At 65.1% G+C, this 23101-nt stretch carries 26 protein-coding genes; 13 read left to right on the top strand and 13 right to left on the bottom strand.

The features are described 5' to 3' along the window. Positions 1 to 2: 2 nt before the first annotated feature. Positions 3 to 1610 carry an acyl-CoA synthetase gene (locus RAD16_RS03385; RefSeq protein ID WP_458156466.1) on the bottom strand — a complete coding sequence of 536 codons (1608 nt, stop codon included), beginning with the start codon at positions 1608 to 1610 and terminating at the stop codon, positions 3 to 5. A gap of 105 nt (positions 1611 to 1715) precedes the next feature. After that, positions 1716 to 2213: a hypothetical protein gene (locus RAD16_RS03380; RefSeq protein ID WP_458156465.1), complete on the bottom strand. Its 498-nt coding sequence runs from the start codon at positions 2211 to 2213 to the stop codon at positions 1716 to 1718. A 94-nt stretch (positions 2214 to 2307) separates the two neighbouring features. On the opposite strand from RAD16_RS03380, the gene RAD16_RS03375 reads away from it, so the two are divergent. The 3 genes from RAD16_RS03375 to RAD16_RS03365 all read left to right on the top strand — a co-directional run bounded on the left by RAD16_RS03375 (position 2308) and on the right by RAD16_RS03365 (position 3564). Next, entirely contained in the window at positions 2308 to 2670 is a 363-nt protein-coding gene (locus RAD16_RS03375) for a hypothetical protein (RefSeq protein ID WP_458156464.1), read from the top strand. A 91-nt stretch (positions 2671 to 2761) separates the two neighbouring features. After that, positions 2762 to 3277 carry a DUF3828 domain-containing protein gene (locus RAD16_RS03370; protein ID WP_458156463.1) on the top strand — a complete coding sequence of 172 codons (516 nt, stop codon included), beginning with the start codon at positions 2762 to 2764 and terminating at the stop codon, positions 3275 to 3277. Between the two features lie 11 nt (positions 3278 to 3288). Next, entirely contained in the window at positions 3289 to 3564 is a 276-nt protein-coding gene (locus RAD16_RS03365) for a GNAT family N-acetyltransferase (RefSeq protein WP_458156462.1), read from the top strand. A 49-nt stretch (positions 3565 to 3613) separates the two neighbouring features. Here the strand turns inward: RAD16_RS03365 and RAD16_RS03360 are convergent, their stop codons facing one another. Both RAD16_RS03360 and RAD16_RS03355 read right to left on the bottom strand, forming a co-directional pair. Next, positions 3614 to 4012, bottom strand: a complete 399-nt coding sequence (locus RAD16_RS03360) for an SPW repeat protein (protein ID WP_458156461.1) — start codon at positions 4010 to 4012, stop codon at positions 3614 to 3616. Positions 4013 to 4184: 172 nt separating this feature from the next. After that, positions 4185 to 5120 (bottom strand): tetratricopeptide repeat protein, encoded by a 936-nt coding sequence (locus RAD16_RS03355; RefSeq protein ID WP_458156460.1) that lies wholly within the window; start codon positions 5118 to 5120, stop codon positions 4185 to 4187. A 104-nt stretch (positions 5121 to 5224) separates the two neighbouring features. Between RAD16_RS03355 and RAD16_RS03350 the strand changes: the two genes are divergently transcribed. Next, positions 5225 to 5500, top strand: coding sequence for a GNAT family N-acetyltransferase (locus tag RAD16_RS03350; RefSeq protein WP_458156459.1), 276 nt, complete (start codon positions 5225 to 5227; stop codon positions 5498 to 5500). Positions 5501 to 5552: 52 nt separating this feature from the next. Here the strand turns inward: RAD16_RS03350 and RAD16_RS03345 are convergent, their stop codons facing one another. Beyond that, a complete protein-coding gene (locus RAD16_RS03345; protein WP_458156458.1) occupies positions 5553 to 5954 on the bottom strand; it encodes a DUF3597 domain-containing protein in 402 nt (133 codons plus the stop codon). Positions 5955 to 6289: 335 nt separating this feature from the next. Between RAD16_RS03345 and RAD16_RS03340 the strand changes: the two genes are divergently transcribed. After that, complete coding sequence (locus RAD16_RS03340) at positions 6290 to 7198, top strand: DUF2189 domain-containing protein (protein WP_458156457.1); 909 nt, start codon at positions 6290 to 6292, stop codon at positions 7196 to 7198. 135 nt (positions 7199 to 7333) lie between these two features. Beyond that, positions 7334 to 8158 carry a lytic murein transglycosylase gene (locus RAD16_RS03335; RefSeq protein ID WP_458156456.1) on the top strand — a complete coding sequence of 275 codons (825 nt, stop codon included), beginning with the start codon at positions 7334 to 7336 and terminating at the stop codon, positions 8156 to 8158. A 72-nt stretch (positions 8159 to 8230) separates the two neighbouring features. Here the strand turns inward: RAD16_RS03335 and RAD16_RS03330 are convergent, their stop codons facing one another. Then, positions 8231 to 8542 (bottom strand): hypothetical protein, encoded by a 312-nt coding sequence (locus RAD16_RS03330; RefSeq protein ID WP_458156455.1) that lies wholly within the window; start codon positions 8540 to 8542, stop codon positions 8231 to 8233. A 655-nt stretch (positions 8543 to 9197) separates the two neighbouring features. On the opposite strand from RAD16_RS03330, the gene RAD16_RS03325 reads away from it, so the two are divergent. The 5 genes from RAD16_RS03325 (at position 9198) to RAD16_RS03305 (ending at position 13918) form a co-directional block, all read left to right on the top strand. Further along, complete coding sequence (locus RAD16_RS03325) at positions 9198 to 9350, top strand: DUF1127 domain-containing protein (protein ID WP_007590701.1); 153 nt, start codon at positions 9198 to 9200, stop codon at positions 9348 to 9350. 125 nt (positions 9351 to 9475) lie between these two features. Further along, positions 9476 to 10903, top strand: coding sequence for a methylenetetrahydrofolate--tRNA-(uracil(54)-C(5))-methyltransferase (FADH(2)-oxidizing) TrmFO (gene trmFO, locus RAD16_RS03320; protein ID WP_458156454.1), 1428 nt, complete (start codon positions 9476 to 9478; stop codon positions 10901 to 10903). A gap of 7 nt (positions 10904 to 10910) precedes the next feature. Further along, a complete protein-coding gene (locus RAD16_RS03315) occupies positions 10911 to 12005 on the top strand; it encodes a serine/threonine protein kinase (protein WP_458156453.1) in 1095 nt (364 codons plus the stop codon). A gap of 92 nt (positions 12006 to 12097) precedes the next feature. Beyond that, positions 12098 to 12661, top strand: a complete 564-nt coding sequence (locus tag RAD16_RS03310) for a CAP domain-containing protein (RefSeq protein ID WP_458156452.1) — start codon at positions 12098 to 12100, stop codon at positions 12659 to 12661. A gap of 78 nt (positions 12662 to 12739) precedes the next feature. Further along, positions 12740 to 13918 carry an aminotransferase class V-fold PLP-dependent enzyme gene (locus RAD16_RS03305; protein WP_458156451.1) on the top strand — a complete coding sequence of 393 codons (1179 nt, stop codon included), beginning with the start codon at positions 12740 to 12742 and terminating at the stop codon, positions 13916 to 13918. 26 nt (positions 13919 to 13944) lie between these two features. Here RAD16_RS03305 and RAD16_RS03300 read toward each other — a convergent pair whose 3' ends face one another. After that, positions 13945 to 14406, bottom strand: a complete 462-nt coding sequence (locus RAD16_RS03300; RefSeq protein WP_458156450.1) for a cupin domain-containing protein — start codon at positions 14404 to 14406, stop codon at positions 13945 to 13947. 127 nt (positions 14407 to 14533) lie between these two features. Here RAD16_RS03300 and RAD16_RS03295 point away from each other — a divergent pair, with 127 nt between their 5' ends. Beyond that, a complete protein-coding gene (locus tag RAD16_RS03295) occupies positions 14534 to 16075 on the top strand; it encodes a winged helix-turn-helix domain-containing protein (protein ID WP_458156940.1) in 1542 nt (513 codons plus the stop codon). 14 nt (positions 16076 to 16089) lie between these two features. Here RAD16_RS03295 and RAD16_RS03290 read toward each other — a convergent pair whose 3' ends face one another. The 6 genes from RAD16_RS03290 to yajC form a co-directional block, all read right to left on the bottom strand. Continuing rightward, positions 16090 to 17334 carry a threonine ammonia-lyase gene (locus tag RAD16_RS03290; protein WP_458156449.1) on the bottom strand — a complete coding sequence of 415 codons (1245 nt, stop codon included), beginning with the start codon at positions 17332 to 17334 and terminating at the stop codon, positions 16090 to 16092. A gap of 45 nt (positions 17335 to 17379) precedes the next feature. Continuing rightward, the gene (locus RAD16_RS03285) at positions 17380 to 18243 is read right to left on the bottom strand and encodes a phytoene/squalene synthase family protein (RefSeq protein WP_458156448.1); all 864 of its coding nucleotides are present in this window, start codon (positions 18241 to 18243) and stop codon (positions 17380 to 17382) included. Beyond that, positions 18240 to 18623, bottom strand: a complete 384-nt coding sequence (locus tag RAD16_RS03280; protein WP_326904553.1) for an Mth938-like domain-containing protein — start codon at positions 18621 to 18623, stop codon at positions 18240 to 18242. The genes RAD16_RS03285 and RAD16_RS03280 overlap by 4 nt, the downstream gene beginning before the upstream one ends. Before the next feature lie 60 nt (positions 18624 to 18683). After that, positions 18684 to 19703 carry a protein translocase subunit SecF gene (secF, locus tag RAD16_RS03275; protein WP_458156447.1) on the bottom strand — a complete coding sequence of 340 codons (1020 nt, stop codon included), beginning with the start codon at positions 19701 to 19703 and terminating at the stop codon, positions 18684 to 18686. A 10-nt stretch (positions 19704 to 19713) separates the two neighbouring features. Next, positions 19714 to 21318 (bottom strand): protein translocase subunit SecD, encoded by a 1605-nt coding sequence (secD, locus tag RAD16_RS03270; RefSeq protein ID WP_326904555.1) that lies wholly within the window; start codon positions 21316 to 21318, stop codon positions 19714 to 19716. Between the two features lie 69 nt (positions 21319 to 21387). Continuing rightward, on the bottom strand, positions 21388 to 21765 hold the full coding sequence (gene yajC / locus RAD16_RS03265) for a preprotein translocase subunit YajC (RefSeq protein ID WP_028171851.1): 378 nt from the start codon (positions 21763 to 21765) through the stop codon (positions 21388 to 21390). 181 nt (positions 21766 to 21946) lie between these two features. Between yajC and RAD16_RS03260 the strand changes: the two genes are divergently transcribed. Further along, a complete protein-coding gene (locus RAD16_RS03260; RefSeq protein ID WP_458156446.1) occupies positions 21947 to 22939 on the top strand; it encodes an ATP-binding protein in 993 nt (330 codons plus the stop codon). Positions 22940 to 23101: the final 162 nt, after the last annotated feature.

Here is a 23101-nt window from a genome sequence, read left to right as displayed (position 1 = left end):
ACTCAGCCTGTCTTGGTCTTATCGAGATCGAGCAGCCCGCGCGCCTCGAGCTCGTCGCGCACCATCCGCTTCGGCACCTTGCCGTAGCCGGATTTCGGCAGCGCTTCCCAGAAGAAGAACCGCTTCGGCATCTTGTAGCGCGGCACTTTCGGCGAGAGGAACGCCGCCATCTCGGCCTCGCTCAACGGCTTCTCGCCCTCGCGCGCAACGCAGACGGCGACGCCGACCTCGCCCCAGGTCGCGTCGGGCACGCCGAGCACGGCGACCTCGCCGACCGCAGGATGGGTCAGGATCTTCTCCTCGATCTCGCGCGGATAGATGTTGGAGCCGCCGGAGATGTACATGTCGGAGGCGCGGCCGGTGATGTAGACGAACCCCTCCTCATCCATGTGACCGAGATCGCCGGTGCGGAACCAGCCGTCGCGGAACGCCTTCGCATTGGCCTCGGGGTTGTCGTAGTAGCCGGCGAGCACGGCAGGTCCGATCACGCAGATCTCGCCGCTCTGGTTCGCCTTGAGCTCGCGGCCCTCGTCGTCCTGGATCGAGACCTGCATGCCGGTGCGCTCGAAGCCGCAGGTGCCGATCCGGGCATGCGGACTATCTTCGGCGTCATGCAGCGCCGCCGGCAGCACCGTGATGTTGCCCGTGACCTCGCCCAAACCAAAATACTGCACGATGACCTTGCCGAGCTTATTCAGCGCGGTCTTCTGATCCTCTCGATACATCGGCGCGCCCGCATAGATCACGTGGCGCAGCGAGGAATGATCGTATTTGTCCACCGCGGGGTGCTCGACCATCATCTTCAGGATCGTCGGCACGGTGAAGAGGTTGCTGACCCGGTGCCGCTCGATCAGGCGGAACGCCTCGTCGATATCGAATTTTTCGGTCGGCAGCAGCACGGTGCAGACGCCGCGCGCGGTCTGCACCAGTTGATGCACGCCGGCGCCATGCGACAGCGGCGCCACCACCAGCGAAGCATCCGCTTCGGTCACGCCGGGCGTGAGGTCGGCCAGATGATTGGTGACGACAAAGCCCATCTGGCCGTGGGTCAGCACCGCCGCCTTGGAGAGGCCGGTGGTGCCGGAGGTGAAGAAGAACCAGCAGGGATCATCGTGCTCGACGGCGACGTTCTCGACCACCGCTCCCGCCTGCGAGGCGATAGCGTCGGCCACCGAGCGCTCGCCGAACGATGCCTTGCCGTCGAGACTCCAGGTGAATTCCAGCGCCCCGCCCTTCACGGCGGCGGCATGCTCGGGAAAATCGACATGGCACAGAAACGCCTTCGCGCCGGAGGCCTGCGCGAGGTAAGTGACCTCGTCCGGCATCAAACGGAAATTGGTGGGCACCCAGACCGCGCCGAGCCGGAATGCGGCGAACATCGAGACAAACATCTCGTCGCCATTCTTGGAATGGACGAGGATGCGATCGCCCTTGGCGATGCCGCGCGCGGCGAGCGCGGCGGCCAGCGCCGAGACCTGTGCATCGATCTGGCGCCAGGTCCAGGATTTGTCACCCCAGACGAAGCCGGGACGCGCCCCATGCCGCCGCGCATTCTGGGTCAGCATGTAAGCGAGATTCATGACGCGGCGGGACATGCGCAGGGGCTGCATCGGGCTTCCTCTTCAGCGGCGGACGGCGTGCGAGCTGCCCGCTTATTGAAGCCCATTTATCGCCATCACCCGCGCCCCTGCAAGGCCGCCGGGCGCGCACCAGATCTACGGCTGCTTGAACGCGAACGGCGTCGCCGTGATGGCCTTCTCCTTGGAACAGGCCTGCGCACCAAAGCCGCCGCAATAGCTGCCATGCAGATCGAAACGGACGGTGCGCGCGGCCCCGCGCTTCATCGGCGGCGCCAGGATCTTGTAGCTGCGGACATAGCCGTCGAACACAGGGCGCACGCTGCCGTCCGGCAGCGTCACCAGGATGGTCATGACGCAGCCGCCGGTTCCACAATAGGTGGTCTCGCGCGCGCCGCATTTGGTGTCGCGGAAATCCACGATGTCGTCGTCGCGGCCATCGCCGGTCAGGTCGACCTTGCGCACCGTGTCCGGCGCGAAGGTCACCGCGCCGCCGCCCTGGCTCTCGCATTCCTCATTGGCGTAGCGCACGGCCTTCTGCACGCCGGGCGGATAATCGGCCGGATCGAACGGCCTTGCGTCTTCGGCGCGTGCGGCAGAGGCGATGAAAACGAGCATGAGGATCAGACAACGCATGCGCGTTTGTCGCCGGCGCCGCCGCGATCGTTCAGGGAATTTTAAACATGATCGGCGCAACCTCGCGCAGTTCTCGCGTACAGAGTGCCGCATCATGGTCAAAGCGCCCGCCTTCCTCCTGTTGTCGCTGGCGCTCGGTGGATGCGCCGTGGCTCCACAGGCGCACCTCACCTCCTCCGATCCCGCCTTCAAGCCCGCGCGCTACGCCTGGGATGGCGCCGGCGAGGATCCCAATCAGCCACGCTCTGCTCCATCGCGTACAACGCGCGCCGCAAGCTCCGAGCGCAGCCGGTCGCAGGCCGGGCTTCAGCCCTATTCGAAGGAATGGTGGCAGGCTCAGGACGGCATCGAGGCCGAGCAGGACGCCAAGGTCAACCGTTCCCTCGTCATCTGCCAGGGCTGCCTGCCCCAGCAGCCGCAGCCGGAAGATTCAAGGCTTGCCAAGGCGAGCGATTGAACCGAACGGCCGCTCCATCGGTCTACAGAGATACGCGCTGACACAGGCCAAACCGGCCTGCGGTCACGCGCCATCATCTCAGGGACATTTCATGCTCACCCGTCGAATCTTCGTCGCCGCCTCTCTCTTTGCCGGCATCTCCCCCGCATTGGCCGAGACCCCTGCCCCAAGCGATCCCGTCGCCATCCTGACCGCGATCTACACCCGCGCCGCCAAAGGCAAAGGCGACGGCGGCGCCGCCTTCGTCATCGAGAACAAGGCGGCGAAAGCAAAATATCTGTCAAAGTCGCTGGTCGCGCTGTGGGCCAGGGCGGATGCGCACACGCCGAAGGGCGACGTCGGTCCGGTCGATTTCGATCCGGTCACCAACTCGCAGGAACCGGACGTCAAGTCATTCAAGGTTGACGCCGAGAAGATGGAGGCCGACAAGGCGGCGATCGCGGTGACCATCACCGGCCACCGCAACGATCGGAAACCAGCAGATCTGATCGTGCGTTACGACTTCGTGCGCGAGGCCGGCAACTGGCGGATCGACGACATCAGGGGCTCATCCGACGGCGAAGCCTGGTCGATCCGCAAGATGCTGACGGACTCGCTGAAGAGCTGACCGGAGACGACATGAGCGACGTCATCGACAACAAGGCCCATCATCGTTTTGAACTTGAGGTGGAGGGCTATCTCGCGACCGAGCATTACAAGCGCGAGAGCAATATCATCACCTTCGAGCACACCGACGTGCCGAAAGAGCTCGGCGGCAAGGGTGTCGGCTCAAAGCTGGTGCAAGGCGCACTCGACCAGGTCCGCGCCGCCGGCCTGAAGCTGATCCCACAATGCCCGTTCGTGAAGGCGTGGATCGAGAAGCATCCGGAGTATGCGGATCTGGTGACGAGATGAGCAAGCTCAGGCCCGCCGATCACGCGGCGCGCCTGCCGAAATCCCAGGCCTATTGCCCGTGCTTGAGCATATCCTGGTGACTCAGATCCCAGTCCTGCCACAGCTGGAGCACGCCGAGGATCACGGCCACAGCGCCGAGGCTCGTATGGTAGATCCGAAGAAAGCCTTCGCCGGAATAGCCAAGCACTAAGGGCGAGGCGATGAGCCACAGCCCGACCAGGATCGTCGCCACCTCCTGCCAGCGCTGCAAGGCGACATATTCGAGCTGGCTGAGGCCAAATATGACGAGGCCGATCGCGACCGTGTTCAGGACCATCATCTCGTGTCCAGTGATTCCCGCGCGATCCTGGATGGGAAACCACGGCGACGCGACAATCAGCGCGCCGAGCAGCATTCCACACCAGTCTTCCCATGTTCGATGAGCATTTAAGAAACCAAGGTCCAACATCGTACCCTCCTACAAAAGAGGCATACGTCAGCGGCTGGCGATCATCACACTCCGAATGTCTAGCGACCCGCCGGCCGCATTCGGGCGTATCTCTTATAACAAGACGTGGGGAACCGGTGCACTATTGCAAGACGGGCCAACGTTTTCATCAGCGAGGCGATCGAACACCTGCTTACAGCGCCCCAAGCTTCTGCAGTGCATCATGCGCCGTCTGCAAGCCCGGCTTCAATTCCAGCGCCTTCCTGAAATCGGCGATCGCACCCTGCTTGTCACCGAGCCGCAGCTTCGCCTGCCCGCGATTGTTCCACGAGAACACGTCGGAGGGATCGTATTGCAGCGCCTTGTCGTGGTCGGCAAGACCGCCCTTGTTGTCGCCCTGGTAGAGCCGGATCATGCCGCGGTTGCGCCAGCCGCGTGCGTCGGTCGGCGCGAGGCGGATCGCCTCGCCGTAATCGGCCACAGCGCGGTCGAGCTGCTCGCTGTCGCGATAGACGTTGCCGCGGTCGATATAGGCGATCAGATCCGGCGCGAGCTTGATCCGCATGCTGAAGTCGGCAAGCGCGTGCGTCGTGTCGTGCTTGCGGGCGTAGACGTAGCCGCGATTGGCGTAGGCGGTGGCGTATTTGGGATCGCGCTTGATCGCGGCGTCGAAATCGGCAATGGCGCCGTCGAGGTCACCCTTGTTGTAGCGGGACTCGCCGCGGTTGCTGTAGGTCAGCGCCATCGACGGATCGAGCTTGATGGCCTGGTCGTAATCGGCGATGGCGCGATCATAGTCGCGCTTGAAGCTGTAGACGCGGCCACGGTTGTTATAGGAGCAGGCATAGTCCGGATCGAGCCCGACCGCCTCGTCGAGATCGGACAGCGCGGCATCGAGCTCGCGCTTCTCGGTGAAGCCATGGCCGCGATTGCAATAGGCGCCGGCGAGCCGCTTGCCGGTCTCGCTCCTGGTCTCGATCACGGTCGAGCAGGCCTTGATCCGTTCGTCCGGCGTGGCAGTGAGGCCTACACAAGCCTCCCAGGCCGGACCACCTTCGGCCGCGGCCGGGACCGGCGCGGTGGTGGTCAGTGCAGCGAGCAGCGCCATGAGGCTAAGCGGGACACGCATTTTCGAGATATCTCCCCTGCGACGACCTTCCTTGGTCGCACCTTGGCAAGGGTCGGTTCAGGCGCCTAGATCAGTGAACACGCAGCGCATCGGAAGGATTTTGCATGGCGGCATTGGTACGCGACAACAAGGACAAGGACCGCTTCGAACTCGATGTCGGCAGCGAGATCGCCTTCGCCAATTACCGCCTGACACCGTCGGCCGTGATCATCACCCACACCGAGACGCCGCGCGCGCTGCGCGGCCGCGGCATTGCCTCCGAACTGGTGAAAGGCGCGCTCGACCTGATCCGCCGCGACGGCAAGAAGGTGATCGCCGGCTGCGGCTTCGTCGTCGACTATCTCGAGCGGCATCCGGAGGATGCGGATCTGGTCGCCTGAAAGCAAAAGGGCCCGCGAGGTCGCGGGCCCTTGGCAACGACCGATCAGTTGGTCAGTGCTTGATCTCCGGCGGCAGCTTGCCGCCATTGGCGGCGAGCTTGGACATGACCTGCTTGTGCAGCCAGACGTTCATGCTCGCGGAGTCGTTCATGTCGCCGCTGTAGCCGAGCTCCTTGGCGAGATCCTTGCGGGCAGCAAGGCTCGAGTCGATGTCCAGCGCCTTCATGAGATCGACGATCGAGGTGCGCCACTCCAGCTTCTCGCCCTTGTGCGCGGCGACGGCCGCGTCGACGATCGAAGCAACGTCCACGGTCGATGCGGGCGCGGCAGCCGGCGCCGATCCACTCGGCGCGGCGCTTGCGGGCGCGCTGCCCGACGGTGCGCTGCCAGCGGGTGCGGCGGAAGCCGGATGGCTGCCGAAGATCGCGCCCATGATTTTCCCGAATATGCTCATGTCTGCTCCCCGAAAAGGATCCGTTGGAAGGGCCTTGAATGGCACTTATAGACGAAGTTACTGCGTTACGCCCGCGAAGTTCTTGCGAACGATCAAGCAGCATCAGCTTATCTGCGGCGAAATGACGACCGAATGACACATTCGAGGTTGCACTGCGGCATCGAATCTCACCCAAGCGTGAGGGACATGACTCGGAAATGGGCGTACGCTTCACGTTCAGTTCGCGATGCCTTCCGGAATTCGCGTCTGGTCGGGATCGCGATCAATCAAGAAAAGCGGCCGCTTGCGCCGTTGCCGGCGCCAGATTCGGCTGCATGGCGAGGGAGCTAGCGACCATGGCGACACTCTACCAGGGCAATGTCCCCACGATGGCCCAGCCCAAAGACGCGGCTGGACCTGTGATCCGAACCATCCAACTGTCCGACCTGCACGACGCACTCCGGCGCGGCTGGGAGGATTTCAAGGCGGTGCCGAGCCACGCCATCATCCTCTGCGTGATCTATCCGGTGCTGGGCCTCGTGCTCGCCCGCGTGGTGATGGGCTATTCGGTGCTGCCGCTGCTGTTTCCGCTGGCCGCGGGCTTCGCGCTGATCGGACCCTTCGCAGCACTCGGTCTCTATGAGCTCTCTAGCCGGCGCGAGCGCTATGAGGAAGCCAGCGCCTGGGATGCCATGGACGTGCTCCGCTCGCCCTCCTTCGGTGCCATGCTCGGCCTCGGCACGCTGCTGCTCGCGCTGTTCGTGACCTGGGTCACGACCGCGCAGGCGATCTACGTCGCCGCGTTCGGCTATGAGGGCGTCTCCGGGATCTCGGATTTCCTGACGCGCGTGCTGACGACCCAGCAAGGCTGGTGGCTGATCGTGGTCGGCTGCGGCACGGGCTTCCTGTTCGCCCTCGCCGCGCTCTGCATCAGCGCCGTGTCATTCCCCTTGATGCTCGACCGCCATGCCGGCGCGTTCGAAGCCATGGTGACCTCGCTGCGTGTCGTCGCGAAAAACCCGGTGCCGATGGCGGCCTGGGGCGTGATCGTGGCGGTGCTGCTGGCGCTGGGCACGATCCCGGCCTTCGTCGGCCTTGCCATCGTCATCCCCCTGCTCGGCCACGCCACCTGGCACCTCTACCGCAAGGTGATCGTGTCGGAGCCCGGCGCGCGGCCGGTGCCGCCCCCGCCGCAGCGTCCGCGCAAGCCGGCCGCCGACTTCCCCGCCAACCTGTTCCCCTGGCGGAATCGGACGGACGCCTGACGATATCGTGACAAGCGATCCTGCCCGAGCGCGGCTCGGGCGGGCTTCGCGCGCTGTCATACGCCTTGCTTTGGCCGCTGTTACAACCGAGATTGTACTGCCGGTCAGATCACTTCACGGAATCCATTTCATCTGATGACCCCGACGATTTCTCGTCTCGCTCTCGCAGCCTTCGCCCTCTCCGCATCGATCCTGTCCGCCGAGCCAGCGCTTGCCGCTGTTGCCTGCGGCTCGGGCAATTTCGACGCCTGGCTTACGGATTTCAAAGCCGACGCTGCAGCCAAGGGCATCTCGCAACAAGCCATCACCGCCGGGCTTGCCGGTGTGACGCTCGACCAGAGCGTGCTCAACCGCGACAAGTCGCAAAAGGTCTTCACCCAGACCTTTGAAGAGTTTTCCGGCCGCATGGTGCCGCCGCGGATGACGCGCGGCTCCAACATGATGAAGCAGTACGGCTCGGTGCTCTCCCGCATCGAGCAGACCTACGGTGTGCCAGGCGAAGTGCTGGTCGCGATCTGGGGGCTCGAGACCGATTTCGGTGTCAACACCGGCAAATTCGCCACCATCCGTTCGCTGGCGACGCTGGCCTATGACTGCCGGCGCTCCGAGCAGTTTCGCGCCGAGCTGCTGGATGCGCTGCGCATCGTCCAGCGCGGCGATCTCGCCCCCGGCGACATGAAGGGCGCCTGGGCCGGCGAGCTCGGCCAGACCCAGTTCATGCCGTCGTCCTGGCTGAAATACGCCGTCGATTTCGACGGCAACGGCAAGCGCGATCTCTTGCACAACGCGCCCGACGTGCTCGCCTCCACCGCCAATTATCTTGCCGGCTATGGCTGGCAGAAGGGCAAGGACTGGCAGCCGGGCGGCCCGAACTTCGCGGTGCTTCAGCAGTGGAACAAGAGCGAGGTCTATTCCAAGACCGTGGCCTATTTCGCCACCCAGCTCGCGCACGCCCCGTAACTTGCGCGCCCCAAACGCATGGGGCCGATCGCCCGGCGACCGGCCCTCTCTTGGTTGCGTTGACCTACCCGTTTACTTGCCCGCGGTGGCCTGCATCGCCTTGTTCAGATGCGCTCCGCACGCACCCATCTTGCCGTTGAGCAGCGAGTCCTGAGCCGCGGCGATCTCCTTTTGCGCGACGAACTTGCTGTCGCCGTCGGCCATGTTCTCGATCGCGGTCTCCGTCTTCTCCAGATTGGCCCCGCTGCAGCCGCCCATCGCGGCGTGCTTGGCGGCCTGGGCCGGCGTGACGGCGAATGCGACGGCGGCAATTGCGATAACCCCGAGTAACTTCGTCATGATGTTACTTTCCTTCTCTTGTTCTTGGGCCAGAACCAGCAACATTGCCGGAATCTGCGGAACAACTCTTCTCCGGTCGCGGCAACATGTCGCAATAAATTCCCCGCGAGAATTGCGTGATGTTGCGCATCGCGCAGAGCCGCATGCAGAAATTCTGATTTTCATTACGGTTTGTAATCAGACGGTTGCGCGTTTGGCGTGTGTGCAGCGCACCAACGGCTTGGGGCGCTCGATCGGGCAAGGAGAGATATTTGACTGCGCCTCAAGCCGTGACGATCGACTCCAGCCCCCTCCGCGGGCCGATCGTTCCAGCTATCAAGCTCGGCCAAATCGCCCAATAATTGAATTTAAATTCATTACTACAGCCCGAGAGTCATGCGATTCGCGTATGCGAGACTTGGGCTTACAAGCCGGAGCGTCGCCTTGCGGATCACGAGAACGTAACTTATTTCCAGCAGCATCGGAACCGCAGAAATTGCTATAAATCCGTGATTTCACGGGCTTTTATTGCACCTCGCACGGGCATCCGCCCAGCTCTTGGGCGGGACTGCCAACAGGTTAATCGGCTCTTACCGATGCCATGCGTTCTTCGCTTAGCTGCATCGCAACATCGGAACTTTCGCACTGCACCACTCCCACCTATATTCATTTCAACGATGAGGCCCGGGCAAGGGCTGAATCGAACTACAGGAGACTATCAATGCTGCTCTCGCTCATCCGCATGATCCAGGCTTTCCGGGACTATCAGCGCAATGTTGCCGAGCTGTCCCAGCTCAGCGATCGCGAACTGGCCGACATCGGCCTCGATCGCTCGGACATCCCGCGCGTTGCCGCCGGTCAGTATCAGGGCTGATATCGTTCAGCCCTAACCGGACGAACCGATAGCGCCCGCCTCGTGCGGGCGTTGTCGTTTCTGATGGCAGAAAACTCGATCTCGGCGATTCCACTGACGGCCGAAAAGCGCTACCTGTCCGCCCCATGACAGGACTCCCATCCAATACCGTGCACGTCATCGGCGCCGGCCTTGCCGGTTCCGAAGCCGCCTGGCAGGTGGCTAAATCGGGCGTGCCCGTGGTGCTGCACGAGATGCGGCCGGACCGCATGACCGAGGCGCACCGCACCGACGGGCTCGCCGAGCTCGTCTGCTCCAATTCGTTCCGCTCGGATGACGCCGCCAACAACGCCGTCGGCCTGCTCCATGCCGAGATGCGCCGGCTCGACTCGCTGATCATGCGGGCGGCCGACGCCAACCAGGTGCCCGCCGGCGGCGCGCTCGCGGTCGACCGCGACGGCTTCTCGGCCGCCGTCACCAAGGCGCTGAACGACCATCCCCTGATCGAGATCGCCCGCGGCGAGATCGCAGGCCTGCCGCCCGCCGACTGGAGCAACGTCATCGTTGCGACCGGCCCCCTCACCTCCGCGCCGCTGGCCGACGCCATCCGCGAACTGACCGACGAGAACGCGCTCGCCTTCTTCGACGCGATCGCGCCGATCGTGCACCGCGAATCCATCGACATGTCGGTGGCCTGGTTCCAGTCGCGCTACGACAAGGTCGGCCCCGGGGGTAACGGCGCCGACTACATCAACTGCCCCATGACCAAGGAGCAGTATGACGGCTTCGTCGCCGCGCTGATCGCGGGAGAGAAGACCGAGTTCAAGGAGTGGGAGACCAACACGCCCTATTTCGACGGCTGCCTGCCGATCGAGGTGATGGCGGAGCGTGGCCCCGAGACGCTGCGCCACGGTCCGATGAAGCCGGTCGGCCTCACCAATCCGCACGATCCCAGCATCAAGGCCTACGCGATCGTGCAGTTGCGCCAGGACAACAAGCTCGGCACGCTCTACAACATCGTCGGCTTCCAGACGAAGCTGAAATACGGCGAGCAGCAACGCATCTTCCGCACCATTCCGGGGCTGGAGAAGGCTGAGTTCGCCCGCCTCGGCGGCCTGCATCGCAACACCTTCCTCAACTCGCCAAAGCTGCTCGACGGCCAGTTGCGCCTGCGCGCGCAGCCGCGCCTGCGCTTTGCCGGCCAGATGACGGGCTGCGAGGGCTACGTCGAGTCCGCCAGCGTCGGCCTGATCGCCGGCCTCTATGCGGCAGCGGACGCGCGTGGCGAGACACTGGCGAGCCCGCCCAGCACGACGGCGCTCGGATCGCTGCTCGGCCACATCACCGGCGGCCATATCGAGACCATCGAGCCGGGCACGCGCTCGTTCCAGCCGATGAACATCAATTTCGGCCTGTTCCCGCCGCTCGCGAGCGCGCCGACCAAGAAACCGGATGGCACGCGGCTGCGGGGCAACGAGAAGACGGTGGCCAAGAAGCAGGCGATGAGTGCGCTGGCGCTCGCCGATCTCGATCGCTGGATCGCCGATCACCTGCGCATTGCCGCCGCCGCGTGAGTTTTCGATGAGCCTCCCCAAAGACGACGCCGCGACATTGTCGGCGCGCTGGACCGAGGGCGTGCTGCTGAAGCGCGACGTGTTCTCGACCGTTGAGCGCGGCCGTTTTCGTGGCGACAGCGGCGAGGTCGATGCGGTGCTGCGCCGGCTCGACGAAGTGCCGTGGTGGTCGTTCCTGCTCGCCCGTCACCTGTTCGCGCGCGAGAAGCATGCGCTCGCGCTCGCCAGGGGTCTCGACGTCGGTCCCGAGCTGCTGTGGGCCGGACGCCGCGCGCTGGCGCGCGGCTTCGTCGACGGCGTCGCGCTGCATCTGGCAAAGCCGCATGGCGACCTCGCCTATTTCCGCTCGGCCAAGGCGGCGCTGCGCCGGCTGCGCCGCGCCGGCATCTGCCACAACGATCTCGCCAAGGAGCAGAACTGGCTGGTCGGCCGCGACGGCCGCGCCTATGTGACCGACTTCCAGCTCGCGGCCTGCTTTAACCGCCGCGGCCGGCTCTACCGCATCCTCGCCTATGAAGACCTTCGGCATCTGCTCAAGCACAAGCGCTCCTACGCGCCCGAAGCGCTGACGCCGCGCGAGCGAAAGATCCTCGCCAAGAAATCCTTCGCCGCTAGCCTGTGGCTCGCCACCGGCAAGAAGGTCTATCGCGCGATCACGCGCGGCCTGTTCAACTTCACCGACCGCGAGGGCGGCGGCCGCCGGCTGGTCAACGACGCGCCGGTGCTGGCGGAGCTGATCCGCAAGAACCCAGCCGTGCGCGACACCGCCATCGTCGCCTTCGCCGATCGCCGCTCCGGCGTCGGGCTCTACGCCTTCGTCGAGGCCGATCAGGCCGCGCTCGAGGGCCAGCTCCGCAACGAGCTCACCGCTGCCAAGGGCCCGAAGCCGCCGGAGCACATCCAGGTCGTGCACGCGCTGCCGCGTGATGCCGGCGGCAAGCCGCGCACCGAGATCCTGCAACTGGTCGCGATGAACCAGCTCGATTTGATCGAGCCGATGATGAAGAACGACCAGGACCGCGCCTTCCTCAAGGACATCCTGGAGCAGCGCAAGAACCTGCGCGACCGCTTCAATTTCGAGGCGGATTTGCCGACGAGCTAGCGTAGGGCACGCCTTGAAGCGTCCACATTGGCGATAGAGAAGCGTTCGGATCATTCGGGCTTGGCGGGGTTATGGGCATTCGGGGGACGACAATGCATCGCGCGGTTGGCGGCCTGATCACCGGCCTGCTGCTGTTGACGGCCGCGCCCGCCTTGGCCGAGACCCCGGCCGAGCAGATTTCCAGCTTCCGTCTCAAGAACGGCGAAGTCCGCGTCGTCCGCGATTCGACCCTCGACCGCATCGCCATGGACCAGGCCCGCGCCATGGCGGCAAAGGACGACCTCAGTCACGACGCCCTCGGCCCGTTCAACCGGCGCGTCGCCCCGGCCGGCGCGGGCCGCGCCGCCGAGAACATCGCCTACGGCTACGACAATTTCGAGAAGACGCTGGGCCAGTGGATCGACTCGTCCGGGCACCGCAAGAACCTGCTCCTGCACAACGCCTCCCGCGTCGGCATCGCCAGCGCCAAGAATGCCAGCGGCAAGCGCACCTATTGGGCCATGGTGATCGCCGGCGACTACGAGCCGAAGGGCAAGAAGGGCAAGGACAAGAACAAGGATAAGGAGCCGCTCGTTGCCGTGAAGCGCGAGGCCGCGCCGGCAAGCAAGCCGAAATCCACCAACTGCCACGTCAAGCTGCTCGGCCTCTGCATCTGAGGCCAAGCCCGGCCATCTTGCCCGTAGTCTTTGATGTGTCTAATCCATGCACGAAGATCGCAAGACGCGGAGGCGTGGGTGATGGACATCGACCGAATTCGTGCCGACACGCCGGCCGCCGCTCGGCTCGCCTATCTCCACAACGCAGGCGCGGCGCTGATGCCGGCGCCGGTTGTCGCGGCGATGAAGGACCACATCGATCTGGAGAGCGAGATCGGAGGCTATGCAGCTGCCGACCGCGAGGCGCGCCGGCTTGATTCAGTCTACGGCTCGGTCGCACGTCTGCTGAATGCCGCGCCCGACGAGATCGCCCTGGTGGAGAACGCGACGGTTGCCTGGCAGATGGCGTTCTACGCGCTGCCGCTTGGCAAGGGCGACCGGATCTTGACCGCCGAGGCGGAATACGCTGCCAACTATGTCGCCTTTCTTCAGGTCGCAAAGCGCACGGGCGCGGTCATCGACGTGGTGCCGAGCGATGCCAGCGGCGAGCTCGACGTCCAGGCGCTCGAGCGCATGATCGATGCGCGCGTCAAACTCATTGCCATCACCTGGGTCCCGACCAATGGCGGGCTGGTCAATCCCGCGGCGGCGATCGGGAAGATCGCGCGTGCACACGGCATCCCCTATCTGCTCGACGCCTGTCAGGCGGTCGGACAGATGGAGGTCGACGTCGAGGCCATCGGCTGCGACATGCTGTCCGCAACCGGGCGCAAATTCCTCCGCGGCCCGCGCGGCACCGGCTTTCTCTACGTCCGCCGGGCACTGCTGCAGCAGCTCGAGCCGCCGATGATCGATCACTTCGCCGCGCCCTGGGTCTCGCGGGACGCCTATCAACTGCGGGACGATGCCCGCCGCTTCGAGACCTGGGAGAACAATTACGCGGCAAGGCTCGGTCTCGGCGCGGCCGTCGACTACGCCCTCGCGATCGGCCTCGGCCCGATCGAGCAGCGCTGCCGCATGCTTGCGGGCCGCCTTCGTAGCGGACTCGCGTCCGTGCGCGGGGTCACCATTCGCGATCTCGGGCGCAGCCCCGGCGCCATCGTCAGCTTCACGGTGGAGGGGTATGAGGCGGATGCCATTGTTCGCAGCGCCGCCGCGGCGGACATCACCATCGGCGCGTCGGATCCGGCGAGCACCCGCATCGATGCCGAAGCGCGCGCGCTGCCGCCAGTCGTGCGCGCCTCGCCGCACTACTACAATACGGAGGCCGACATCGACCGGCTGATCGGCCACATCGCGGGGCTGGCGCCGCGGTAGCATGGCGCCGGACCCACGGCGTAGATTTAGGTTCTTGTCGTCAGTGCCGACAACTGGTCGGTGTCGAAGCGCGCGCGCAACTCGCTGATGGCTTTGGCATCCGGCGGTCCGCTGGCGGTCAGCTCGGCCAGTTCCTCGAAGTAATGCTCGTGCCCCGGCGGCGACACGGTCATGAGCACGCGCGCAGGCCGATCGCTGACATTGGTGATGTTGTGGGGAACGCCGGGAGGAATGAACAGGTAAGTCCCCGGCGTGGCGCGGACGACCTCTTCGGCGACGTGCCATTCGCATTCGCCTTCAAGCATGTAGAAGGTCTCTTCCTGCACACGATGAACGTGGCGGCCCGTGGCGAACCCGGCCGGAATCGTCCAGTCGAACATGCTGGTGTGACGGGTGTCCTCCCCCGTCACCAGAAAGGCCATCGGCTGGCCGCGCAGCATTACTCCCCCGGTTTCGCCGGGCCTGCGGATGAGCGGTTTTGCGTTCATGTGGTCCTCCACGGCTGGTCATTGCGTTGCACGGCTACGCCGCCATCATGGTCTGCTCACTCTCGGAAGTGGCAAAACAGCGCGGAAATCATTGCAAAAAACCTGCGAAATGTGCCCTTCTTCGAGGATGGCCGCGATCCTTGAATTTGGTCCCTTCCGCCTCGACACCGATGCAGGGATTCTGTTCCGCGGGGCCGAGCCAACCCCGCTCGGCCGGCGTGCGGTGCTGCTCCTGGCCCTGCTCGTGCGGCGGGCCGGGGCGCCGGTATCGAAGGATGAGCTGATCGAGGCTGCCTGGCCCGCCCAGGCGATTGAAGACAGCAATTTGACCGTCCAGATGGCGGCTGTCCGGCGTACGCTGGCCGACGTCTCCGGCGAGGCGCAATGGATCGAGACCCTGCCACGGCGCGGTTATCGCTATGTCGGTCCGGCGGTGACGGCGTCCGACCCGGACCGGTCATTCGCACCATCGCTGACATTGCCCGACAGACCATCAATCGCGGTGTTGCCCTTTGCCAATCTGAGCGGCGATGCGGAGCAGGACTATTTTGCCGACGGAATGGTCGACGACATCATCACTGGCCTGTCCCGCATCAACTGGCTGTTCGTGATCGCGCGAAATTCCACGTTCACCTACAAAGGCCGCGCGGTTGACGTGAAACAGGTCGGCCGCGAGCTCGGTGTGCGCTACGTGCTGGAAGGCAGCGTCCGGAAGACCGGCGGCAACGTGCGCATCACGGGGCAGCTGATCGATGCGTCGACCGGCATGCATGTGTGGGCCGAGCGCTATGATCGCCGGTCCGAGGATATTTTCGCGCTTCAGGACGACATCGCTATTTCCGTCGTCGGCGCCATCGCGCCGAGCCTGCGCCGCGCCGAAATCAACCGGGTCAAACGCAAGCGGCCCGACAGCCTCGACGCCTATGACCTCGTCCTGCGTGCCCAGCTAGATGTCGATTCCGGCATGCCGCAACAGGTGACGCAGGCGCTTGTGCTGCTCGAACACGCAATCGCGCTCGAGCCCTCTTATGCATTGGCGCACGGCAACGCTGCGATGTGCCATCATTGCCTGTTCCTTCGCGCTGGTTTGCAGGAGGCCAGCCGCGCAGCCTCGATCCGGCATGCGCGCTCGGCCATTGCCCACGGGCAGGATGACACGGTTGCCCTCACGCTGGCGGGCTTTTCGATCGGGATGGATGGACACGATCGCTCCGCGGCATTCACCGCGCTCGATGCTGCGCTTGCGATCAGCCCGTCGTCAGCGCTGACTTACATCCTCGGCAGCGTCATGCTCGGCTGGGGTGGCGATGCCGACCGCGCCATCGAATGGAGCGAGCGCGGCATGCGGCTGAGCCCGTTTGACTCCTGGGCCTTCGCCGCCTTCGACGCCCAGGCGATGGGCCATTTCCACCGCGGCCGCTATGAAGAAGCCTGTCTCGCCGCCTACCGCTCCGTTCAGGCTAATCCGCGCCACAGCATTACCCATGTGCAACTGGCCGCAGCGCTCGCAAAGCTCGGCCGATTGCAGGAGGCAAAAGCGGCCGCGGCCCGGGTGCTGGAATTGCATCCGACCTTCCGCTACGGCCGTCAATTCCAGGGAGTCAATTGCGCTCCGGCGCTCGCAACTTCGCTTGGTGAGGCTCTCCGTGCCGCGGGGCTGCCGGAGTAACCTTCAAACCCGCTTCAGGTGCAGCGCGCGCTCAGTCCCGATGCCCCGAGCTTGGCCATGACCTCGTCGAGATGCGCGCTGTCGCGGGTCTCGATGACGAGCTGCAGCAGCGTGGCCTTGGCCGGCAGGTCCGAGAAGGTCCGCTGATGCGAGACCTCGATGATGTTGGCGCCGGCTTCGGCCAGCAGCGAGGCGACGGCAGCCAATTGCCCGGGCCTGTCGGGGATGTCGAGGGACAGCTGGGTCAGCCGTCCCTCGCGCGCCAACTCGCGCGTAAGGACGGAGGCAATCAGCCGCGTGTCGATATTGCCGCCGCTCAGCACGAGGCCAACCTTCCGGCCCTCGAAGCGGGAGGGATCGGACATCAGGGCGGCGAGACCGGCAGCGCCGGCGCCCTCCACGACCGTCTTCTCGATCGAGATCAGGGTAGCGACCGCACGCTCGAGCTCGGCTTCGTTGACGAGCGCGATGTCGTCGACGAGACGGCGGACGATCTCGGTGGTGATCTTGCCCGGCGATTTGACCGCGATGCCTTCGGCGAGCGTGTCGCCGCGCGCCGGCAGATTGCCGTCATGGATCGCGTTGTACATTGAGGGATAGAGCCAAGCTTCGACGCCCAGGATCCGCAGCGACGGCTTGATGGATTTCGCGGCAATGCCGATGCCGCTGATCAGCCCGCCGCCGCCGATCGGAACGACCAGCGTGTCGAGTTCGGGCACCGCCTTCATCATCTCCAGCCCGACCGTGCCCTGCCCGGCGATGACAAGCGGATCGTCGTAGGGATGGACGAAGATCATGCCGCGGGCTTCGCCGTGGCCGCGCGCATAGGCGGCCGCTTCTTCCAGCGTCGCGCCCGTCACCACCACCTCGGCGCCGTGATGCCGGGTGTTCTCGACCTTCACCATGGGCGTGCCGACCGGCATCACGATGGTGGCGGGAATGCCGAGCCGCTTGGCGTGATAGGCGACGCCCTGCGCGTGGTTGCCCGCCGACATCGCGATCACGCCCCGTGCACGCTCCTCGGGCGTCAGCGCCGTCAGCCGGTTAAGCGCGCCGCGCTCCTTGAACGAGGAGGTGAACTGGAGGTTCTCGAATTTCAGCCAGATGTCGCAGCCGCAGATGCCGCTCAGCGTGCGGCTGTAGCTGCAGGGCGTCTCGACGACAGCACCGCGGATGGTCTCGGCGGCGGCGTGAATGTCGCCGGGAGACACCGGCAAGCCGGTGAGATCGGAGGACATGGTTTGGGACAAGTCAGCCATGGGACAGCATAGAGCATTTGCCCGGCGCGAGCGATAAGCCAACCGCTATTTGGTAAATTCCCGCGAACGTGAAGCCCGCCACAGCGTCCACAGCGTCCGCAGCCGCGATACCGGCTGGGGCGCAAACGGGTTGCGTCCCGGTTGCGACAGGCGCTTGAGCTCGGCCCGCGCCTGCGCCAGCGGCAGAAACGCGGGACGCACCGATGCCGGCACTTGCGCCAGCAGCGACAGGGCCGTGGTCAGATGCTGCAGCGCCTCGCCCGCAAGCTGCTCCAGCACGGCGCGCAGGTTCGGCGTGTCCTTGCCTGCAAACACGTCCTCCATCTGACAACCATGGCTCGCCAGCACCTGCTGTGGCAGGAACAATTGCCGGTGCGCGGCATCGCGCGGAAGGCTCGCGATCACCTGCACGATGCCCTGCGCCAGCCCCGCATGCCGCGCGAGGTGCTCAGCGGCCTCGGGCGGTGCGCCCATGATCCGGGCGGCCAGACCGAGCAATGCCGACGAGGTCGCGGCCAGATAGCCCTCCAGTGCCGTCAGCGTCGGCATCGGGTCGTTGTAGAGGTCGAACTGGTGCTCATCGATAAGCAGCGACAGCGGCTCGACCGGCAGGTCGAAATCGCGGATCGCACGCAACAGCTCGGCCGCGACCGGATTGCCCTCGGCACTGCCGTGGACGAGACCGGAGAACAGATCGGTCCACCATTGAAAGCGAATCTCGCCGGGCAAGGGCTGGCTGACCTGGTCGCGGACGCGGACGATCTCGACATTGAAGGCATAGAGCGCCAGCAGCGCGCGGCGCTCGGCAGCAGGCGCGAACAGGGTCGCCGCATAGCGCGGAAAGTCGTGGCTGCGCACGAGATCGGCGCAGAAGGTCACGGTGTCGGGCGGCGGCGCAGGGCTGCTCATGGCACGGCGATCAGGGCGGCGGCGACGCGCCGCCGTTCGCCGATCATGATGTTGTATGTGCGCACGGCGGGACCGGTCTGCATCGTGTCCAGCACCACCCTTACCGCCTTGAGCGCCTGACGCAGCTCCGGCGGCGGCAGCCAGTGCCCGGTCCCGGTGCCGACCAGAAGCGTGTCGATGCCGTTGGCGGCCGCAAACACCCGGTCCAGCGAGTAGCGGTCAATCTTGCTGGGGTCGGTCACGTCCCAGGCCCAGATCGCGTCTGGCAGGCACAGCAGCGATCCCCGATGCGACATGCCGGCGAAGGCGAAGCCGCCCTTGCCATAGGCATCGATCGGCGCCGAGCGCGGGAAATGCGGTGCGTTGGGATCGCCAGCCATCAGCTTCGTCCGAATGAGCTCAACGCCCTCGCAAACGCATGCGAGGGCCTGCGGTTCGGATCATGCCTTGTTTTTCTTCGCCGGCGTAGCCGTGTCCGGCGCATCTTCGCGATGCTCGCCGACACCGAGATAGATCAGGATCGGCGCAGCGATGAAGATCGAGGTGTAGGTGCCGACCAGCACCACGCCGAACATCATCACCGCGGTGAAGCTGTGGATGGCGTGACCGCCGAACACCAGCAACGCCAGCAGGGCCAGCGTCACGGTGACGTGGGTGATGATCGAGCGCGACAGCGTCGAGTTGATGGACTCGTTGAGCAGCTGCGGCATCGGCATCTTCTTGTAGCGCCGCAGCATTTCACGGATGCGGTCGTAGATGACGACGGTGTCGTTGAGCGAGTAGCCGAGAATGGTGAGCAGCGCCGCGATGCTGGTCAGGTCGAAATCGACCTGGCTGACCGACATGAAGCCGATCGTCAACACGATGTCGTGGACGTTGGCGATCATGGCGCCGAGCGCGAACTGCCATTCGAACCGGAACCAGAGATAGATCAGGATCGCGACGATCGCGAGCATCAGGCCGAGCATGCCATAGGCCAGCAGCTCGCCGGCGACGCGCGGACCGAGCACCTCGACGCGGCGGTATTCGATGGAATCGCCGAGCGCGTTGCGGACCTTCTGCACGGCTTCCTGCTGGGCGGCATCGCCGCCCGGCTGCTCCGCGACGCGGATCAGGACGTTCTCGGGCCCGCCGAACTGCTGCAGCTGGATTTCGCCAAGACGCAAGCCATCCAGCGTCGTGCGCATCGCCGCGATGTCGGCGGCGCCGGATTTGGCGCGCACCTCCAGCAGCGTGCCGCCCTTGAAGTCGATGCCGAGGTTCAGCCCGTGGGTGAAGAACAGCGTAATGGCAACGATCGACAGCGCCGCCGAGATCGGGAAGCTGATCCGGCGGAAGCGTGTGAAGTCGAAATGCGTATTGTCCGGGACAATGCGCAGCGACGGCAGCAGGCCGAGCGCCGCGACCACGGTGAGGATGGCAATGAGGACGCCGAGCCCGATGAGAACGGTATGATTCACGATCAGGCTCCTAGATCGGCACGCTCTGCGGCCGCTTCCACCGCACCCACCAGGCGACGATCAGCCGGGTCAGGGTGAAGGCGGTGAACACCGTGGTGATGATGCCGATGCCGAGCGTCACGGCAAAGCCGCGCACCGGGCCGGTGCCGATGTAGAACAGAACCGCAGCGGCAATGAAGGTGGTGATGTTGGAATCGAGGATGGTCGCAAGCGCCCGCTTGAAGCCGGCGTCGATCGCCGAGATCGCATTGCGGCCGCCGCGCAATTCCTCGCGGATGCGCTCGTAGATCAGCACGTTGGAGTCGACCGCGATACCGACGGTCAGCACGATGCCGGCGATGCCGGGCAAGGTCAGCGTGGCGTTGAGCAGCGACAGCAGGCCGAAGATCATGGCGACGTTGATGGCGACCGCGATGTTGGCGAACACCCCGAACAGCCGGTAGGTCAAGAGCATGAAGATGATGACCAGGATCGAGCCGACGTAAGCCGCAAGCTCGCCCTTCTCGATCGAGTCCTGGCCGAGGCCGGGACCAACGGTGCGTTCCTCGACCACGGTCAGCGGCGCCGGCAGCGCACCGGCGCGCAGCAGGATCGCGAGATCGTTGGCCGATTGCACGGTGAAATTGCCGGAGATCTGGCCCTGGCCGCCGGTGATAGGCTCACGGATGACGGGCGCCGAGATCACCTTGTTGTCGAGCACGATGGCGAAGGGCAGCCCCACGTTCTCCTGCGTCGCCTGCGCGAACTTGCGCGCGCCCGACGTGTTGAACTTGAAGCTGACGACCGGCTCACCGGTGCGCTGGTCGAAGCTCGCCTGCGCGTCGGTCAGATCGCCGCCGGCGACCAGCACCTGCTTCTTGACCACGTAAGGCGTGGGCGGCGGCGAGGCGCTCATCAGCAGCTCGGATTCCGGCGGCAACCTGCCCTGCTGCGCCTGATCCGGCGGCACGGAGGTGTCGACCATGCGGAATTCCATCTTCGCGGTCTTGCCCAACAGCTCCTTCAACCGGGTCGGGTCCTGGAGGCCGGGGACCTGCACCAGGATGCGGTCGTTGCCCTGGCGCTGGATCACAGGCTCGACGGTGCCGAGCTCGTTGACGCGGCGCTCGACGATCTGGATCGACTGCTCGATGGTCTTGCGCATGCGGTCGAGCATCGCGGCCTGCGGGATGGTCAGGCGGATCACGCCGCCGCCGGCATCAGCCACTTCGAGGTCGCGCTGACCGCTGGTGCCCATCAGACCGCCCAGCGGCTGCGACAGCTCGCGCAGCTTGGCGAGTGCCGGCTGCACGTCGGTTTCCTTGGTGATGCGAACCTCGGCCGCGTCGTTGCGCACGGTGACGCCGCCGGTGAAGCCGATCTTGGCATCGCGCAGGGTGCGACGAACGTCGTCGCGGACCTGGTCCAGCCGTTCCTTCTTCACGTAGTTGGAATCGACCTCGAGCAGCAGATAGGAGCCGCCCTGGAGGTCGAGGCCGAGCACGAGCCGGCGCTGCGCCCAGGCGGGCCAGGTCTTGACCTGCGCTTCGGGGAAGAAGTTCGGGACCGCGCAGAGGCACACGATCAGCGCCGTCAGGATAATCCCGAGCGCCTTCCACCGCGTGAAATACAACATCGACTGGACCTGTCAGATCAGGAGACTTGCAGGATACTTGCAGGAAACTTGAAGGACTCGCGGAAGCGCTCACTTCGACGCGGCGTCGTCCTTGGCGGTTTCCTTCGCGCTATCCTTGGATTCTTTCGCCGGCTCGCCCTTGGCGCGCACGCCCGAGATCATCTGGCGCATCTGCCGCACCCGCACGCCGTCGGAAATCTCGAATTCGATCTGGTCGTCATCGACGACCTTGGTGACCTTGCCGACGAGACCGCCCGAGGTCACGACGGTGTCGCCGCGGCGGATGTTCTTCACGAGATCAGCGTGGTCGCGGACCTTCTTCTGCTGCGGACGCAGAATCAGGAAGTACATGATCACGAAGATCAGGGCGAACGGCAGCAGCGACATCAACATGCTGTTGGTGTCACCGGCGCCCGCGGCCTGGGCATACGCAGGGGTAATCAGCATTCGGACGATCCTCGTGGAAACGGGGGAAGCCGGTCAGGCCCTCAAAGCCGACCGGTTCGGTCAAATTCGCGCGGACTATAGCGGCCATTGCCCCAATTGCAACGCTGCCAGTCCGGCGATTTGGCCACCTTGCGGCGCGCCGTCAGGCCCGATAAAGGCTGCATTCTCAGGAACTTCGGACATGCCCAAAAAACCAAGCAAAAGCCCGGCCGGCAAAGGCCCCCGTACCCCTGCCAGGAAGCTCGCCGCCGTCGCGGCAAAACGCCCCAAGGGGGCCGTCAAGGCGCCCCTCAACGCATCCCCGGACCTGTCCCAGGAGCGCATCGTCCGCGCGCTGGAGACCATTGCGACGCACCTCGCCGCCCAGGGCAAGTCGGCCGTCGAACCCGAGGCGTTCGAGCGGGCGGACGCCTATGTCTGGCACCCCGACGGCCGCCTTGCTGCGGTGCCGCGGGTCAGCCGCGTCGAGCTGTTCCTGCTCAAGGGCGTCGACCGGATGCGCGACATCCTGATGGAGAACACCGAGCGCTTCGCCAATGGGCTGCCCGCCAACAACGCCCTGCTCTGGGGCGCGCGCGGCATGGGCAAGTCATCGCTGGTGAAGGCGGCGCATGCCAGCATCAATTCGCAACGCAAAGCCTCCGACAAGCTCAAGCTGATCGAGATCCACCGCGAGGACATCGAAACGCTGCCGATGCTGATGGAGAAGCTTCGCGACGCCGACTTCCGCTTCATCGTCTTCATCGACGACCTCTCCTTCGACGGCAATGACGCGTCCTACAAATCGCTCAAGGCCGTGCTCGAAGGCGGCATCGAGGGCCGGCCCGAGAACGTCATCCTCTACGCCACCTCCAACCGCCGCCATCTGCTGGCGCGCGACATGATCGAAAACGAACGTTCGACCGCGATCAATCCCGGCGAAGCGGTCGAGGAGAAGGTCTCGCTGTCGGATCGCTTCGGCCTGTGGCTCGGCTTCCACCGCTGCAGCCAGGACGAATACCTCGCCATGGTGCGCGGCTATTGCAGCCATTTCGGGATCAAGGTCGACGACGAGGCGCTGGAGCGCGAAGCGCTGGAATGGTCGACCACCCGCGGCTCCCGCTCGGGCCGCGTCGCCTGGCAGTTCGTGCAGGAGCTGGCGGGCCGGCTGGGTGTGAAGCTGACGACGAAGTAGCCAGAGCTGCCACCCCATACTCAACTGTTATTCCCCGCGAAGGCGGGGAATCCAGTACGCCGCGGCTTATCGGCTCAATAACCACTGTCTCTGGAATACTGGATCGCCCGCTCCAGTGCGCAATTGCGCACAGGGCAGGCGATGACAGTTTACTTATGGAGA

It is taken from the genome of Bradyrhizobium sp. 18BD, from assembly GCF_054185225.1.
Note: the sequence above shows the minus strand (reverse complement) of the source record. Positions and strands in the feature narration are given on the sequence as shown.